Here is a 15,933-nt window from a genome sequence, read left to right on the forward strand (position 1 = left end):
TCTCGGCATACGCTAATCCCACAGATTGAGTCAGGTGCCGAGTTCGTTACCGGTCAGATTGGCGAAAACAGGGGGCAGGGGTCTTGACCGATTTCGCCTCTGAAAATGACGAAATCGGCACAGTGAGGCGCGAATCAGATTTCGCTGAGTTCCGCGTTGGGCAGGTGCGCGTAGAGCGCTCGGCAGACGCCGATGATGTGATGCTCGATCAGCTCGGCGGCTTTCTCCACGTCTCGTTCAGCACAGGCCTTGAGGATTTCCCGGTGTTCGCGGTCGGCGCGCTCCTTGCCTTCGTCGAAGCTCATTTGCACGCGCAGGTAGCGTTCAACCTTGTCGTGAATCGAGCGGATCATGTTCAGCAGAAACGGCCGTTGTGCCGCTTCGTACAGGCAGGTGTGGAACGCCCAGTTAAGCTCTGCCCAGCGTCCGATGTCATCGTCGCCGACGAACTCGTCACAGATCGCCGTGGCCCGGTCGATCTGCGCCTGGGTCAGACGCGGTACGGCAAGGCGGATCGCCTGAACCTCCAGCAGCACCCGAACTTCGAAGATCTGAGCCAGCTCCGGCTCGGAAATTCGTGTGACCACCGCGCCCTTGTTGCGCTGAAATTGCACCAGGCCTTCTGCTTCCAGTCGCTTCAGCGCCTCACGAACCGGGATCTTGCTGACATTGAATACGCGGGCGATGTCGTCCTGCCGGATCGGCTCATCTTCGGCGACCTGGCCGGAAATGATCGACTCGCGCAAGAACTTGGCGATGACCTCGGACGCCGAAGGCGCGACACCGAGGTTGGGGGCGTCAGGAAGGAGAAAGGGCACGCGCGTGACTCATGCTGTGGACGAATGTCGGATATTGTATACGACCTCCGATTTGTTACGCGCTGTGTCGGTGTGCCCCGAGCGAAAAAAAGATCAGTGGTTAACCGTGTAGGCCAGCATCATCGAAAGTTGGCACAGCGGGCGGCCACTTTCGGCGTGCCACTGGTTGAACGCCTCCTGCACGATGGCTTGATCGCGCTGGCTGGTTGGCACTTTGTCGACGATGTTCTGGGCATTGAGCGCGGCTACGACGTCGTCGCTGGGAATGAAGGTGTCCTTGCCCACCATGCGCAAGAAGCGTGGCGCCGACAGTCCTCCCATCTGGTTGCCATGTTTGGCCAGATAACGCCACAGGCCGACGATATCGGTCACCGGCCAGTTGGCGATGAAGTTGCCGAAACTGCCGTGTTCCTTGGCGATGTCGAGCATCATCTGGGCGTTGCGCGGCACGCTTTTCAGTTTGCCCAGATGGCGAATGATGCGTTCGTCCTGCATCAGGCGCTCCAGATGATCGGCACCCATCAGCGTGACTTTCTCAGGATCGAAGCCAAAGAATACCTGTTCGAAGGCGGGCCACTTGGCGTCCACTACGCTGTGCTTCAACCCGGCGCGAAACACCCGCAGGGCCAGGGTGGACAGGTAACGGTCGTCACTGATGGCCTTGAGTTGTTTGGGGGTGGCGCATGTCGGCAGATGCGCTTCGAGCGCGGCGGCGGAACCAAAGCGGTTGAGGCAGTATTCATTGAGCCATTTGTAGTCTTGCATGCCCTCTCCAAAACAGAATGTATGTTCACGCGACCTTTGTGGTCGACTTTCTGACGATGCTGGCTGACATACCGTTTTCGTCGGAACGCCGCCCGCACCAAGGCGGCTTCCACAATGATTGCGTCGGAGCCAGCCGTTTTGTTCGACACCATTCCTGTGGGAGCCGGCTTGCTGGCGAAGGCGTCGGTTCGGACGCATCGCTGGCGACTGGCATGCCGCCATCGTCCGAATGCGGCCCAGACCAAGCGCGCTCCTACGGGATGGTGGCGACTTGGCGGTTGTACTGAAACCGCCAACGCACATACAGCAGCGCACTGATGAAAACAGCCAGGCTGGCGAGCATTTCCAGCACCCCAAACAGCGCGCGGCTGGCGTCGAACGCGGCCAGCGCACCCTTGATGAAATACAGGTTCACCACGAAACAGGTCCAGGCGTGCCCGCGCGGGCTGCCCATGAGCATGCCCGGCGCCAGCAGCAATAACGGCACCAGTTCGATCGACAGAATCACCCAGGGCCGCGCCCCATGCAGGTCCGCGAGTGCGAGGTAATAAACGCACAGCAACGCGATCAACCCGAAAAAGCACAACAAGGCAGCCACGCGGCTCCAGCGAACCCGAGGTTCCAGCCATTCCAGCGCGGGCAGCACCTTGGGCGTTTTAACCACGGGAAGGTTCCAGCAACAGCGCAGTCTTCGCCAGACGCTGGCCGAGGGCGCGACACAGGGTGGTTTCATGCTGATCCAGCGGACGTTTGCCGTCGGCGCCTGCGTGATGGCTGGCGCCATAGGGCGTACCGCCGCCGCTGGTTTCGATCAGCGCCGCTTCGCTGTAGGGCAAACCGGTCACCAACATGCCATGGTGCAGCAGTGGCAGAAGCATCGACATCAGCGTGGTCTCCTGGCCGCCGTGCAGGCTGGCGGTGGAGGTGAACACGCTGGCCGGTTTGCCCACCAGTGCGCCGGTCAGCCACAGGTTGCTGGTGCCGTCGAGGAAGTATTTCAGCGGCGCGGCCATGTTACCGAAGCGTGTCGGGCTGCCCAGTGCCAGACCCGAGCAGTTCTTCAGGTCATCCAACGTCGCGTACAGCGCGCCGGTGTCCGGAATGCTCGGCGCCACGGCTTCGCATTCGCTGGAGACAGCCGGAACGGTACGCAGCCGCGCTTCCATGCCGCCCATCTCGATGCCTCGGGCGATCTGCCGGGCCATTTCACTGGTCGAGCCGTTGCGGCTGTAAAACAGCACCAGAATGTAGGGCGCGCTCAAGGCAGGATCTCCAGCACCTTCTCGGGCGGACGACCGATCACCGCTTTATCGCCTGCGATCAGAATCGGACGCTCGATCAGCTTGGGGTGGGCGGCCATGGCGTCGATCAAGGCGTCATCGCTGAGGCTTGTGTCGGCCAGATTCATGGCTTTGTACTCGTCCTCGCCAGTGCGCAGCAGGGCGCGGGCGCCGATGTCCAGTTTGCCGAGCAGGTCGCGCAGTTGTGCGACGGTCGGCGGGGTTTCCAGATAGCGGACGATGGTCGGCGCGAGGCCTCGCGCTTCGAGCAATTCCAGCGCGCCACGTGATTTGGAGCAGCGCGGGTTGTGATAAAGCGTCAGATCGGTCATTTGCGGGTCGCATCTTTCGTGAGGTGGGCGCTATTCTACAGCCGTGACGACAAACACCAAGTGTCGGTGGGCGTCGCGATTTTTCTAAAAGGAACAAGCATCATGGCAAGGCGGTGGGCAGCGGCGGTAGCGCTTTTAGGCAGTATGTTGCTCAGTGGATGCGGCGTGGACCTGGGCACTGATCAGAATGGTCAGAAGGTGGCCAGTGACCGGGTCGACAAGCACTGGCTGGTGGTCAACTACTGGGCCGAATGGTGCGGCCCGTGCCGTACGGAAATTCCGGAACTGAACAAACTGTCCGAACAGTTGAGCGGGCAGAAAGTCAGCGTGTTTGGCGTCAACTTCGACAACTTGCAGGGTGAAGACCTGAAAACCGCGGCCAACGCGCTGGGCATCAAATTCACGGTTCTGGCTCAGGATCCGGCCGAGCAATACGACCTGCCCAAGAGCGAAGCGCTGCCGGTGACCTACATCATCGACGACAAGGGCAAAGTGCGTGAGCAGTTGATGGGCGAGCAGACGGCGGCGGGTGTGGCGCAGAAACTGGCAGAGTTGAAAGGGAAGGGCTGATCGCTACTACGGATCATCTGTAGGAGTGAGCTTGCTCGCGATAGCGATTTCTCTTTGATGAATGCGGCGTCTGATACACCGGTATCGCGAGCAAGCTCACTCCTACAATTGAAGCGCTAACCTTCTTCCAGCCAGAATCGCAACGGCAATCCGTCGGCAGGCCAGAGTTCAAGCTGTTCCACTTCCGACACATCCCAGTGCTGAACCTTGCTCAGCGCATCGAAGAAGCGCCGCTCCTGCTCCATCAGCGCCGGGGCGCAGAGTTTTCGGGTGCTGCCCACCGGCCCGAAGCTGATCGCATCGCCGTCCAGCCGATAGGACGCGAACCAGTGATTACAACCGCCACTGCCGTACGCCCGGCCATCTTTGCCGAGGGTCATGGTCAGGTGGCTGTTGTCGATCAGCGGGCGCTCCCCGATCCACTCCAGCACATAGCCGTGATCGCGCTTGAGGGCGTCGGTGTCGCTTGCGCAACCGGCCAGCAATGCAGCGGCGATCAAGGTCAGGCCGAGGGTTTTCATGCGGCGTTCTTCGCGCAAGTCGGGCACAGATGGTTTTCACCGACGGTTTTCCAGCCCAGTTCGGCAATGCGTGCCGTCGCGGCCGGTTTCAGGGCTTTCTTGCCTTCCTTGCCGTCGACCATGAATTCGATGTCCTGCTCTTTGCCGCAGCCGTTGCAGTTGACCTTCCACTGATGAATCGCCAGCTCCGTAAAGGCCGGGCCGTTGGCCACTGCAACCCACTGGCCTGGCGGATTGATCAGGTGACGGACCTTTTCCACGTTCAGGCGCATGTACAAGTCTTTACTGCCTTTGACGGTCACCAGCAGAACGTCGTCGTGCTTGATCGAGCCACCGTTACCGGTCACTTGATAACGCCCGACGGCCAGGCTGCGGCACTCGATCAGGGTGTGTTGCGGGGTGAGCATGCTGTAACGGAAATCGTGTTCGGCCATGGGGGTCTCCAAATAGGCGCGCATGCTAACACTTTAGATCGAGATTGCCCGATGCCGGTCGGCGGCACGGGACGGTTCGGAGCATTGTGATGCCTTCCCACAGGGGGCTCCGGTATTTACACCTGATTTTGTGGGGATCCCGCCGCCCACTGCCCGATGTTATCCAGCGTCGTCTGCGCAATCGCGCCCAATGCTTCTTTGGTCAAAAACGCCTGATGCGCAGTAATCACCACGTTGGGAAAGGTCAGCAGTCGCGCCAGCACATCGTCCTGCAACGGCAGGTCCGAGCGGTCTTCGAAGAACAGTTGCGCCTCTTCTTCATACACATCCAGCCCCAGATAGCCCAACTGGCCGCTCTTCAGCGCGTCGATCAGCGCCGGGGTGTCGACCAGTGCGCCGCGTCCGGTGTTGATCAACATCGCCCCGCGCTGCATTCGCGACAGCGAACCGGCATTGACCAGGTGCCGTGTGTGTTCGTTGAGCGGGCAATGCAGGCTGATGACCTGCGCTTGCGCCAACACCTGTTCCAATGGCAGATAACGCGCACCGAGGGCTTCAACGTCAGGGTTGGGGAAAGGATCGTACGCGAGGAGTTTGCAGCCGAACCCGGCCATGATGTTGGCGAAGGCTGCACCGATTTGCCCGGTGCCGACCACGCCGACGGTCTTGCCCACCAGATCGAAGCCGGTCAGGCCGTGCAGCGTGAAATCACCGTCGCGGGTTCTGTTGTAGGCGCGGTGCAAGTGACGATTGAGCGAGAGAATCAACGCCACGGCGTGTTCGGCCACGGCGTGGGGCGAGTAGGCCGGGACCCGGACCACGCCAAGCCCCAGGCGTTGGGCGGTCGGCAGGTCGACATGGTTGAAACCCGCGGAACGCAGGGCGATCAGCTTAGTCCCTCCTGCGGCAAGGCGTTCCAGAACCGGCCCACTCAAATCGTCATTGATGAACGCGCAGACCACCGGATAGCCATCGGCCAGCGCAACGGTGTCCAGCGTCAGGCGCGCAGGCTGGAAATGCAGCTCGATGCCTGCCGGGGGTTGGGCAGCGAGGAAGCTGTCTCGGTCGTAGGTCTGGCTGCTGTAGAGGAGGGTGCGCATGGGGGCTCCTTATGACATGAACGCTGATAGACCTGTAGGAACATGACATGGAGGTGCAGATGAGCGCACTGACCCGCATCAAGCACTCACTCGCGCCTCAGCCTCCAACCGGGTAATGGCCTTTTCCAGATCGTCCAGCGCCTTGTCGCTGTCTGGCGATTCCTGTTTGAGCAGGGTTTCGCTGCGTTGGCAGGCGGCGCGCAGCTGCGGGACGCCGCAATAACGGGTGGCGCCATGCAGGCGATGAACCCGCTCGATCAGCGCCACATGATCGTTTTCTTCTCGCGCTGCCTGGATGGCCTGACGGTCAGTCTCCAGCGAGGCCAGCAGCATGGCCAGCATGTCCGCCGCCAGATCCGCCTTGCCCGCGGCCAGGCGCAAGCCTTCTTCGTGATCGAGCACTTGCAGATTGGCACCACCGTGGCTGACTTCGTGATGGCGTTCGGGGGCCTGATTGCGCAAGGCCAGGCCTGTCCATTTCAGCACCACTTGCGCCAGTTGCCGCTCACTGATCGGCTTGGTCAGGTAGTCGTCCATGCCACTTTGCAGCAGCGCGCGTTTCTCGTTGGCCATGGCGTGGGCGGTGAGCGCGACAATCGGCAGCGAGGTGATCTGGCGTTCGGTTTCCCAGCCGCGAATGGCTTCGGTGGCCTGGCGCCCGTCCATGCCAGGCATCTGCACGTCCATCAGCACCAGATCGAATGCTTCTTCCTGCACCGCCTGAACCGCCGCATAACCGCTGTCGACGGCCATCACTTTGGCGCCCATGTCTTCCAGCAGCGTTTGCACCAGCAGCAGGTTGGCCGGGTTGTCGTCCACGCACAGAATTCGCGGCGGGCGGCTGGACACCGGCTCGGGCAGCTCGGTGCGCAACTGTTTGGGGTTGATCAGTTCAGACAGAGCACGACGTAGCTTGCGGGTGCACGCCGGTTTGGCCTGAAGCTGGGTGTAAGCGTCGGGCACGGACGCCTGATACAGCGCCTGTTCAGTGGTCGGGCAGAGCACCAGCACCTTGCAGTCGAGGTTTTCCAGGTCCCAGATTTGCTGGCGCAGGCGCTCGGGGGGCAATTCGTGAGCGGTCACGCCGAGCACCGCCATGTCGATGGCGTGGGGCGTCTGGTGCACCACGGTCACACCGTTGATGAGGTTTTCCAGATTGTTGAAGACCATCGGCTGCAAACCGCAGTCTTCCAGTTGATGCTCCAGCGCCTGACGCGCCAGATCGTGGTGTTCCAGCACCGCAACCCGACGGCCCAGCAGGGGCGGGGCGGGCAGGTCTTCGATGTCGTCGCGGGTTTTGGGCAGGGTCAGGCTGATCCAGAACTCCGAGCCTTCGCCGGGGGTGCTCTCCACGCCGATTTCACCGCCCATCTGCTCGATCAGACGCTTGGAGATCACCAGCCCCAGTCCGGTGCCACCGGAATGGCGCGACAGCGAGTTGTCCGCCTGACTGAACGCCTGAAACAGCGCGCGCACGTCCTGACTCGACAGGCCGATGCCGGTGTCCTGCACGCTGATGCGCAACTGCACCTTGTCGTCCTCTTCATCCTCAAGCATCGCCCGCGCGACGATGGTGCCTTCGCGGGTGAACTTGATGGCGTTGCTGACCAGGTTGGTCAGGATCTGTTTCAGCCGCAGCGGGTCGCCCACCAGCGACAGCGGCGTGTCCCGATACACCAGACTCACCAGCTCCAGTTGTTTGGCGTGTGCGGCGGGGGCGAGGATGGTCAGGGTGTCTTGCAGCAAGTCGCGCAGGTTGAACGGAATGGCGTCGAGCACCAGCTTGCCCGCTTCGATCTTCGAGAAGTCGAGGATTTCGTTGATGATGCTCAACAGGTTGTCGGCGGATTTTTCGATCGTGCCCAGATAATCGTGCTGGCGCGGCGTCAGTTCACTTTTCTGCAACAGGTGGGTGAACCCGAGAATGCCGTTGAGGGGCGTGCGGATTTCGTGGCTCATGTTGGCCAGAAATTCGGATTTGATCCGGCTCGCTTCCAGCGCTTCTTTACGAGCCAGATCCAGCTCGATGTTCTGGATCTCGATGGTTTCCAGATTCTGGCGGACGTCCTCGGTGGCCTGTTCGATGTTGTGCTGCAACTCTTCCTGTGCGTTCTGCAGGGTCGCGGCCATGCGGTTGATGCCCGAACCAAGCTCATCCAGTTCGTTGCTGCCCATCGGCGGCAGTCGCGCCTCCAGATTGCCTTCCTTCAATTGCGCGACCACGTGTTTGATCTGGCTGATCGGCCCATTGATGGTGCGGCTCATGCGCAACGCCAGCATGGCAGTCAGGCCCAGTCCGGCAGCGATCAACAGCAGGCTGGCGAACAGACTGCGATACCCGCGCAGCAGGGTGCCGCTGTGGGACAGTTCCAGTTCGACCCAGCCCAGCAGACGGTCGGCCTCTTCGGGGACCACTTCGCCTGTGAGGTGACGATTGCGGCCGAACACCGGCATCAGGTAACGCGTCGCGTCGTTTTCCGAGCGCTGCAATAGGTGCATGCCATTGCCGATCGGCGCCTGATTGATCATGGTCGGCCCGGCGTGGGCCAGGGGGTTGCGGTCGGCGTCGAGAAACGACACCGCGCGCACATCGGCCTGTTCCAGCACTTGACCTGCGATGCGGTCGAGCATTGCTTTGTCGCTGCTGGCCAGCGCCGATGCCGACAGCGGCGCCAGTTCGTTGGCGATCATTTCGCCGCGCTTGAGCAACTGGACCTGCAATTCCGACAGTTGCATCCAGGTGAAATAGCCGCCCAGCAGCGCCGCCATCAGGCAGGTCGGCAGCAGGGTCAGCAGTAAAACGCGGCCTTTTATGCCCAATCTGTTCAGCACATCGTTCTCTCCGGCACGTCTGATCGTCTGTCGTTGCGTGGCAAGTCCTGTGCCAGCGTGCCTTGATCTTTTGAGTACAGCCCTTCGGTCGTTTGCGCAGTGTAGCCACATGTGCGCGGGGATTGGCGGCTAAATGGGTGATCAGCGAACACTCCTACAACGTTCTCCGATCAGTCGCCATTGCTCGCCCTTCAGCAATCTTGAATAATTGTGCCCTTGAGAATCAATTGCAGACGCCAATGACTCCCGCCAGCATCCACCGCCCCAGCATACTCGCCATCGAGGACGACCCCGTGCTCGGCGCGTTCGTTCATGAGCAACTGGACCGTTGTGGCTTTCACGTCACCTGGTGCCGGAACGGCGCCGAAGGCCTTGAGCGTGCGCAGAGCCAGCCATTCGATTTGGTATTGATGGACATTCTGCTGCCGGGCATGAACGGCCTGGACATTTTGGTGCACCTGCGTCGGCGTCACACGATGCCCATCATCCTGATGTCGGCGCTGGGGGCGGAGGCCGATCGCATCAGCGGTTTTCGCAACGGCGCGGACGATTACCTGCCCAAACCCTTCAGCGTCGATGAGTTGCGCGTGCGCATCGAGGCGATCCTGCGTCGGGTGGAACTGGAGCGGCGTGTTAACGCGCAACTGGTTGTCCCTCCCGTCACTGCGGCGCCCGACATCGACGAACTGACCTTCGACGAAGGCTTGTGCGATGTACGTTTCGCGCGTAAGGCTGCGCAGCTGACTCGCAGCGAATACCGCCTGCTGGAAACCCTGTGGCGAAGTCCCGAAGAAGTGCTCAGCAAGCCCTTCCTTTATCAGCATGTGCTACAGCGAGGGTACTCGCAGCATGATCGCAGCCTGGACATGCACATCAGCCAGATCCGTCGCAAACTCAAGGCCATCGGCTATGAAGGTCATCAGTTGCGCACCGTGTGGGGCAAAGGGTATGTGCTGACGGCAGCCGAATTCGATGCGTGAGCGCCGTTGCCGCCTGCCCGGCAGGCACTCCCTGTTCTGGAAACTGGCCGTTCTGCTGGTGGGTTTCTGCTTGTTGATGATCTGGCTCAGTTGGTATTGGGGTCGATACCTTGAAACGCAGAACGCCTTCCTGTCTCCCGAGTCCCGTCGTGTGCTCAACGGCTACGCCGCCGAGGCCGAGCAGGCATGGACTGTCGGGCGTCAGCAAGGCGTCGATACCTGGCTGCGAGAAGTGCGTCGCCATGAGCAAGGCTGGGTGGGGGTTATCGGGCACGACTTGCAGTCCCTGAGCAGCGTACCGCTGGATGACGCACAAGTGCAGCGCCTGACCTTCATGCGCGGCGTTGACTGGCCCATGAGTGGGCGTCAGAAAACCGCGCCCTGGCTGAAGATCCCGTTTCCTGAACGGCCTGCGGCGGGCAGTCTGGTCATCGAGCTGCCCGAGCGCTTCAAGCCCGGGCGCCACGCGCTGTTCTGGCAAATGTTGACCAATGCAGTCATACCCGCGCTGTTCACGCTGTTGTTGTGCGTTGGCCTTTACCGGCTACTGATTCGCCCCCTCAACCAGTTGCGCGAGCAGGCCAATGCCTGGCGGGCCGATCGTTTGTCCAACCGGCTCTCGCCGCAGATGACCTCGCGACAGGACGAGTTGGGAGAACTCAATCGCGCTTTCGACCATATGGCCGCCAGGCTGCAATCTACCGTGCAGATCCAGCAGCAGTTGTTGCGTGACTTGTCTCATGAATTACGCACGCCGCTGAGCCGTCTGCGCGTGGCGTGCGACAGCGAGCAGAGTCTTCCGGAGTTGCGTGAGCGCCTCAGTCGTGAGGTCGATGGCATGCGAAGACTGGTCGATGACACCTTGCACCTGGCCTGGCTCGATGCCGAACGGGAAAAACTGCCCAACGAAGACATCCAGGTGTTGGCGCTGTGGGACATGCTGGTCGACGACGCCTGTTTCGAGAGCTGTTGGCCGTATCGCCAGTTGATCTGCGATCTGGACAGCGAATGCTGGGTTCGCGGGCATCTCAACACCTTGGCTCAGGCGCTGGAGAATATCCTGCGCAATGCGATCCGGCATTCGCCCCCTGAAGGGCTGGTACGTCTGGGCGGTCGTCGGGATGGCGAGGACTGGCTGATCTGGCTGGAAGATCAGGGCGGCGGCGTTGACGATAACGATCTGGAGCGCATCTTCGCTCCGTTCATCCGCCTTGATGGCGCCCGGCCTGGGGACGGCGGATTCGGCCTGGGCCTGAGCATCGCGCGCAACTCGCTGCGATTGCAGGGGGGCGATATGTGGGCGGAGAACACACATGACGGACTGCGCATGACCATGCGATTGCCGGCCCGGGAAGTCGCGGCTTCGCTGCCTGCCGTTTTCGCCAGCAAGCCGGCTCCCACAGGTTCGGCGTTGAGCTGAAGATTTGGATTCGACGCGACTCTTGTGGGAACCGCAGAATCTCCCACAGATAACAGTGCAATTCTTCCTTATTCCTTTTCGTCCTATCGAACTCACTTTGCGTGATATGGGCTTTAGACGATTGCCGGTATGATAGGCGACCCCCGCATGTCTGGATCGCGAACACGCCATGACCCTGCAGTATCAAACCATCGCCGATTGCGTCGGCAACACCCCGCTGGTGCGTCTGCAACGCATGGCCGGGAACACTAGCAACACGTTGCTGCTCAAGCTCGAAGGCAATAACCCGGCCGGTTCCGTGAAGGATCGCCCGGCGCTGTCGATGATCACCCGTGCCGAACTGCGTGGCCAGATTCATCAGGGCGACACCCTGATCGAAGCGACCTCCGGCAACACCGGCATCGCCCTGGCCATGGCAGCCGCCATCAAGGGGTATCGCATGATCCTGATCATGCCGGACAACTCCAGTGCCGAACGCAAGGCGGCCATGACCGCCTACGGCGCCGAGCTGATTCTGGTCAGCAAGGAAGAGGGCATGGAAGGCGCCCGCGATCTGGCTGAGCGCATGCAGGCCGATGGCCGTGGCAAGGTGCTGGACCAGTTCGCCAATGGCGACAACCCTGAGGCTCACTACGTGGGCACCGGTCCGGAAATCTGGCGACAGACCGACGGCACCATTACCCATTTCGTCAGTTCCATGGGCACCACCGGAACCATCATGGGCACCTCGCGTTACCTCAAGGAACAGAACCCGAACATCCAGATCGTCGGCTTGCAGCCCATGGACGGTTCGGCCATTCCGGGCATCCGCCGCTGGCCCCGTGAATACCTGCCGAAGATCTATCAGGCTGACCGCGTCGACCGGATCATGGACATGGCCCAGAGCGAAGCCGAAGACGTGATGCGTCGTCTGGCCCGTGAAGAAGGTATTTTCTGTGGTGTGTCGTCGGGCGGTGCTGTGGCGGGCATGTTGCGCTTGTCGCAGGAGGTCGAGAACGCGGTGATGGTCGCGATCATTTGTGACCGTGGCGACCGTTATCTGTCGACCGGTGTCTACGATGCGCCCAACTGATGGCCAAGCGTGACTCAGGCCTGCGTTTCCAGCCCAGTGGTGGCACTCGGACAGCGCAGGTCCCTACCGGTAAAAAGCAGCGTCTGACCATTGAACGTCTGTCGAACGACGGCCGTGGCATCGCTTTCGTCGACGGCCGCACCTGGTTCGTCGCGGGCAGTCTGGCGGGCGAAGAAGTCGAAGCCCGCGTGCTGGGCGCCCATGGCAAAGTGGTTGAAGCGCGCACCGAGCGTGTGTTCCAAGCCAGCCCGTCGCGGCGTCCGGCGCCGTGTCAGCACTTCGGTCGCTGCGGCGGTTGCAGCGTGCAACAGATGCCCCATGACGAGCAGCTTGCCCTGAAACAGCGCATGCTCGCCGAGCAGTTGAGCCGCGTGGCGGGTGTCGAGCCGCAAGAGTGGGCGGCGCCGCTGACTGGTGATGAATACGCCTACCGTCGACGCGCGCGCATCGCCGTTCGCTGGGATGCCAAGGCCAAACGACTGGAGGTCGGGTTTCGCGCAGCGTCGAGTCAGGACATCGTTGCCATCGATCAATGCCCGGTGCTGGTACAGGCCTTGCAACCGATCATGACGGCGTTACCGGCCATGCTGAAAACACTGAGCAAGCCTCAGGCCCTGGGCCATGTGGAATTGTTCAGCGGTTCTGCCAATGCCGTGCTGTTGCGTCATACCGCGCCACTGGCCGACAAGGACCTGGACATCCTCAAGGTCTTCTGCGAAACCCATCACGCGCAACTCTGGTTGCACGGGGAGGGTGAGCCGCAGCCAGTGGAGGCTGACGCACAACTGGGTTATCACCTGGAACCGTGGAATCTGGCGTTGGCGTATCGTCCCGGTGACTTCGTGCAGGTCAACGCACAGGTCAATACTGCGATGATCGAACAGGCACTTTCGTGGCTTGCGCCCCATCCGGACGAACGAGTACTGGACTTGTTCTGCGGGCTTGGTAACTTCGCTCTACCGCTGGCGCAGATCACGCGCGAAGTGGTGGCGGTGGAGGGCGTCGAGGTGATGGTTCGACGGGCTGCCGGTAATGCGGTCAGTAACGATTTGCACAATGTGAAGTTTTATCAGGCGGATCTTTCGCAGCCGCTGGATAAGGCAGCCTGGGCGGCGGAAGGTTTTTCCGCCGTGCTGCTCGATCCGCCCCGTGACGGGGCGTTCGAGGTGGTGGGCAAGCTCAGGAAACTGGGCGCCGAACGGTTGGTTTATGTGTCTTGCAACCCGGCAACTTTGGCGCGGGACACGGTCGAACTGATCAGGCAGGGCTACCGATTAAAACGTGCCGGAATCCTCGATATGTTTCCGCAGACAGCGCATGTCGAGGCGATGGCGTTATTTGAAGCGAGTAAGTGAGGCAAGCAGGGCTCCAGGAATCGAGCCAGCGCCTTACAGGGAGTCTCGTTTAATCCGACTGGCCCGCGCATGCCAGACCTTGCAAGGCCCGCAAGGAGCATGCGCCGAGAAGGCCGGCGACTGATGGCGCATTTCATCGCGCCGTAGGGAAGGTAAGCAACATGGTACAGGTGAGAGCACACCAGCCGATAAACACCGACGGCAGTATCAACCTCGACGCATGGCTCGATCATGTGGTCAGCGTCGACCTCGCAGTGGACCGACAGGCGCTCAAAGAGGCCTGTGAATTTGCCCGGTTGGCCGAGCAACAGGACAACGCCGCCAAGAACCTCTGGGCGGAAGGCACGTCGAGCTTTCAGACGGGCCTGGAAATCGCTGAAATCCTGGCCGACCTCAAACTCGATCAGGACTCGCTGATCGCCGCCGTGATTTACCGCGGCGTGCGCGAAAACAAGATTTCGCTGCCTGATGTCAGTCAGCGCTTCGGCCCGACGGTGACCAAGCTGATCGACGGCGTGCTGCGCATGGCGGCGATCAGTGCCAGTCTCAGCCCGCGCCAGTCATTGGTGCTGGGCAGTCAGGCCCAGGTCGAGAACCTGCGCAAGATGCTGGTGGCGATGGTCGATGACGTGCGCGTCGCCCTGATCAAGCTGGCCGAACGTACGTGCGCCATTCGCGCCGTAAAAAATGCCAGTGACGAGAAGCGCAACCGTGTCGCCCGGGAAGTCTTCGACATCTATGCGCCATTGGCCCATCGTCTTGGTATCGGGCACATCAAATGGGAGCTGGAGGACCTGTCCTTCCGCTACCTGGAGCCGGAGCAGTACAAGCAGATCGCCAAGTTGCTGCATGAGCGCCGTCTTGATCGCGAGCGCTTCATCACCGACGTCATGTCGCAACTGGAAAACGAGTTGCTCGCCACCGGCGTCAAGGCCGACATCAGTGGCCGGGCCAAGCACATCTACTCGATCTGGCGCAAAATGCAGCGCAAGGGTCTGGAGTTCAGCCAGATCTACGACGTGCGTGCGGTGCGCGTGCTGGTCCCGGAAATGCGCGATTGCTACACCGCGCTGGGGATCGTCCACACCCTGTGGCGCCATATTCCCAAAGAGTTTGACGACTACATCGCCAACCCCAAGGAAAACGGCTATCGCTCGTTGCACACGGCGGTGATCGGTCCTGAGGGCAAAGTGCTGGAGGTGCAGATCCGCACCCACGCCATGCACGAAGAGGCCGAACTCGGCGTCTGCGCCCACTGGCGATATAAAGGGACGGACGTCAAATCCAGTTCCAACCATTACGAAGAGAAAATCTCCTGGCTGCGTCAGGTGCTGGAATGGCACGAAGAGCTGGGTGACATTGGCGGCCTGGCCGAACAACTGCGTGTCGACATCGAGCCTGACCGGGTCTACGTCTTCACGCCAGACGGCCACGCCATCGACTTGCCCAAAGGCGCGACGCCACTGGACTTCGCCTACCGTGTGCACACCGAAATCGGTCACAACTGCCGGGGCGCGAAGATCAACGGCCGCATCGTACCGCTCAACTACAGCCTGCAGACCGGTGAGCAGGTCGAGATCATCACCAGCAAGCACGGCGTGCCGAGCCGCGACTGGCTGAACTCGAACCTGGGTTACATCACCACCTCGCGAGCGCGGGCGAAGATCGTTCACTGGTTCAAGTTGCAGGCGCGCGACCAGAACGTCGCGGCGGGCAAGGTGTTGCTGGAGCGCGAACTGTTGCGTCTGGCATTGCCGCAAGTGGATTTCGAGCGGTTGGCGGAAAAGGCCAACATGAAGACCGCCGAAGACATGTTCGCGTCCTTGGGCGCGGGCGATTTGCGTCTGGCGCAACTCGTCAACCTGGCGCAGCAACTGGTCGAGCCGGAGCGTGGCAACGAGCAATTGGAACTGATTCCGCGCAAGGCTACGGGCTACAAGCCGGGCAAGCGTGGCGACATTCAGATTCAGGGTGTGGGCAACTTGATGACGCAGATGGCGGGCTGCTGCCAGCCGCTGCCGGGTGATGCCATCGTTGGTTACATCACCCAGGGGCGCGGCGTGAGCATTCACCGTCAGGACTGTGCTTCGGTGCTGCAACTGGCCGGACGCGAACCGGAGCGGATCATTCAGGTCAGTTGGGGGCCGGTGCCGGTGCTCACCTATCCGGTGGACATCATCATCCGCGCCTACGACCGCTCGGGGCTGTTGCGTGACGTGTCTCAGGTGCTGCTCAACGAGCGCATCAACGTGCTGGCGGTCAATACCCGCTCGAACAAGGAAGACAACACCGCGCTGATGTCGCTGACCATCGAGATCCCGGGGCTGGACGCGCTGGGGCGCTTGTTGGGGCGCATTTCGCAATTGCCGAACATCATCGAGACGCGGCGTAACCGTACGCCTTGATGTCGTGTGGTGTCTGCGCTGACGCTTTCGCGAGCAAGCTCACTCCTAC

15 protein-coding genes are annotated in these 15,933 nt (G+C 61.2%); 6 read left to right on the forward strand and 9 right to left on the reverse strand.

Annotated elements, in window-relative coordinates; all coding sequences use genetic code 11:
• Nucleotides 1-134 precede the first annotated feature (134 nt).
• The 5 genes from ACI2KB_RS23730 to arsC all read right to left on the reverse strand — a co-directional run bounded on the left by ACI2KB_RS23730 (nt 135) and on the right by arsC (nt 3,195).
• Complete coding sequence (locus ACI2KB_RS23730) at nt 135-818, reverse strand: GntR family transcriptional regulator (RefSeq protein WP_404638557.1); 684 nt, start codon at nt 816-818, stop codon at nt 135-137.
• Nucleotides 819-911: 93 nt separating this feature from the next.
• On the reverse strand, nt 912-1,583 hold the full coding sequence (locus tag ACI2KB_RS23735; protein ID WP_404638559.1) for a DNA-3-methyladenine glycosylase I: 672 nt from the start codon (nt 1,581-1,583) through the stop codon (nt 912-914).
• A gap of 253 nt (nt 1,584-1,836) precedes the next feature.
• Nucleotides 1,837-2,247, reverse strand: a complete 411-nt coding sequence (locus ACI2KB_RS23740) for a DUF2069 domain-containing protein (RefSeq protein WP_404638561.1) — start codon at nt 2,245-2,247, stop codon at nt 1,837-1,839.
• Entirely contained in the window at nt 2,240-2,845 is a 606-nt protein-coding gene (wrbA, locus tag ACI2KB_RS23745) for an NAD(P)H:quinone oxidoreductase (protein ID WP_404638563.1), read from the reverse strand. The genes ACI2KB_RS23740 and wrbA overlap by 8 nt, the downstream gene beginning before the upstream one ends.
• The gene (arsC, locus tag ACI2KB_RS23750) at nt 2,842-3,195 is read right to left on the reverse strand and encodes an arsenate reductase (glutaredoxin) (RefSeq protein ID WP_404638565.1); all 354 of its coding nucleotides are present in this window, start codon (nt 3,193-3,195) and stop codon (nt 2,842-2,844) included. Before arsC ends, wrbA begins: the two co-directional genes overlap by 4 nt.
• 102 nt (nt 3,196-3,297) lie before the next feature.
• Between arsC and ACI2KB_RS23755 the strand changes: the two genes are divergently transcribed.
• Complete coding sequence (locus tag ACI2KB_RS23755; RefSeq protein WP_404638567.1) at nt 3,298-3,765, forward strand: TlpA family protein disulfide reductase; 468 nt, start codon at nt 3,298-3,300, stop codon at nt 3,763-3,765.
• Between the two features lie 116 nt (nt 3,766-3,881).
• Here ACI2KB_RS23755 and ACI2KB_RS23760 read toward each other — a convergent pair whose 3' ends face one another.
• From ACI2KB_RS23760 to ACI2KB_RS23775, 4 genes are all read right to left on the reverse strand, one after another.
• Nucleotides 3,882-4,286: an META domain-containing protein gene (locus ACI2KB_RS23760; protein WP_404638569.1), complete on the reverse strand. Its 405-nt coding sequence runs from the start codon at nt 4,284-4,286 to the stop codon at nt 3,882-3,884.
• Entirely contained in the window at nt 4,283-4,720 is a 438-nt protein-coding gene (locus ACI2KB_RS23765; RefSeq protein WP_404638693.1) for a hypothetical protein, read from the reverse strand. The genes ACI2KB_RS23760 and ACI2KB_RS23765 overlap by 4 nt, the downstream gene beginning before the upstream one ends.
• A 116-nt stretch (nt 4,721-4,836) precedes the next feature.
• Nucleotides 4,837-5,820, reverse strand: a complete 984-nt coding sequence (locus ACI2KB_RS23770; protein WP_404638571.1) for a 2-hydroxyacid dehydrogenase — start codon at nt 5,818-5,820, stop codon at nt 4,837-4,839.
• A 78-nt stretch (nt 5,821-5,898) separates the two neighbouring features.
• Entirely contained in the window at nt 5,899-8,652 is a 2,754-nt protein-coding gene (locus ACI2KB_RS23775) for a response regulator (RefSeq protein ID WP_404638573.1), read from the reverse strand.
• A 239-nt stretch (nt 8,653-8,891) separates the two neighbouring features.
• Here ACI2KB_RS23775 and ACI2KB_RS23780 point away from each other — a divergent pair, with 239 nt between their 5' ends.
• From ACI2KB_RS23780 to relA, 5 genes are all read left to right on the forward strand, one after another.
• Nucleotides 8,892-9,632, forward strand: a complete 741-nt coding sequence (locus ACI2KB_RS23780) for a response regulator transcription factor (RefSeq protein WP_404638575.1) — start codon at nt 8,892-8,894, stop codon at nt 9,630-9,632.
• Entirely contained in the window at nt 9,625-11,052 is a 1,428-nt protein-coding gene (locus ACI2KB_RS23785) for a histidine kinase sensor domain-containing protein (protein WP_404638577.1), read from the forward strand. Before ACI2KB_RS23780 ends, ACI2KB_RS23785 begins: the two co-directional genes overlap by 8 nt.
• A gap of 169 nt (nt 11,053-11,221) precedes the next feature.
• Entirely contained in the window at nt 11,222-12,124 is a 903-nt protein-coding gene (gene cysM / locus ACI2KB_RS23790; RefSeq protein WP_404638579.1) for a cysteine synthase CysM, read from the forward strand.
• Nucleotides 12,124-13,479, forward strand: a complete 1,356-nt coding sequence (rlmD, locus tag ACI2KB_RS23795) for a 23S rRNA (uracil(1939)-C(5))-methyltransferase RlmD (protein WP_404638581.1) — start codon at nt 12,124-12,126, stop codon at nt 13,477-13,479. Before cysM ends, rlmD begins: the two co-directional genes overlap by 1 nt.
• A gap of 161 nt (nt 13,480-13,640) precedes the next feature.
• Nucleotides 13,641-15,884: a GTP diphosphokinase gene (gene relA / locus ACI2KB_RS23800; protein WP_404638583.1), complete on the forward strand. Its 2,244-nt coding sequence runs from the start codon at nt 13,641-13,643 to the stop codon at nt 15,882-15,884.
• Nucleotides 15,885-15,933 lie beyond the last annotated feature (49 nt).

This window comes from Pseudomonas sp. NPDC088444, assembly GCF_044900175.1.
In the GTDB taxonomy this organism is placed as follows: domain Bacteria; phylum Pseudomonadota; class Gammaproteobacteria; order Pseudomonadales; family Pseudomonadaceae; genus Aquipseudomonas.

Coding starts and splice junctions, on each gene's coding strand:
- ACI2KB_RS23735 (WP_404638559.1), bottom strand. CDS start 1,583: ATGCAAGACTACAAATGGCTCAATGAATACTGCCTCAACCGCTTTGGT.
- arsC (WP_404638565.1), bottom strand. CDS start 3,195: ATGACCGATCTGACGCTTTATCACAACCCGCGCTGCTCCAAATCACGT.
- ACI2KB_RS23755 (WP_404638567.1), top strand. CDS start 3,298: ATGGCAAGGCGGTGGGCAGCGGCGGTAGCGCTTTTAGGCAGTATGTTG.
- ACI2KB_RS23760 (WP_404638569.1), bottom strand. CDS start 4,286: ATGAAAACCCTCGGCCTGACCTTGATCGCCGCTGCATTGCTGGCCGGT.
- ACI2KB_RS23765 (WP_404638693.1), bottom strand. CDS start 4,720: ATGGCCGAACACGATTTCCGTTACAGCATGCTCACCCCGCAACACACC.
- ACI2KB_RS23770 (WP_404638571.1), bottom strand. CDS start 5,820: ATGCGCACCCTCCTCTACAGCAGCCAGACCTACGACCGAGACAGCTTC.
- ACI2KB_RS23780 (WP_404638575.1), top strand. CDS start 8,892: ATGACTCCCGCCAGCATCCACCGCCCCAGCATACTCGCCATCGAGGAC.
- ACI2KB_RS23785 (WP_404638577.1), top strand. CDS start 9,625: ATGCGTGAGCGCCGTTGCCGCCTGCCCGGCAGGCACTCCCTGTTCTGG.
- cysM (WP_404638579.1), top strand. CDS start 11,222: ATGACCCTGCAGTATCAAACCATCGCCGATTGCGTCGGCAACACCCCG.
- rlmD (WP_404638581.1), top strand. CDS start 12,124: ATGGCCAAGCGTGACTCAGGCCTGCGTTTCCAGCCCAGTGGTGGCACT.
- relA (WP_404638583.1), top strand. CDS start 13,641: ATGGTACAGGTGAGAGCACACCAGCCGATAAACACCGACGGCAGTATC.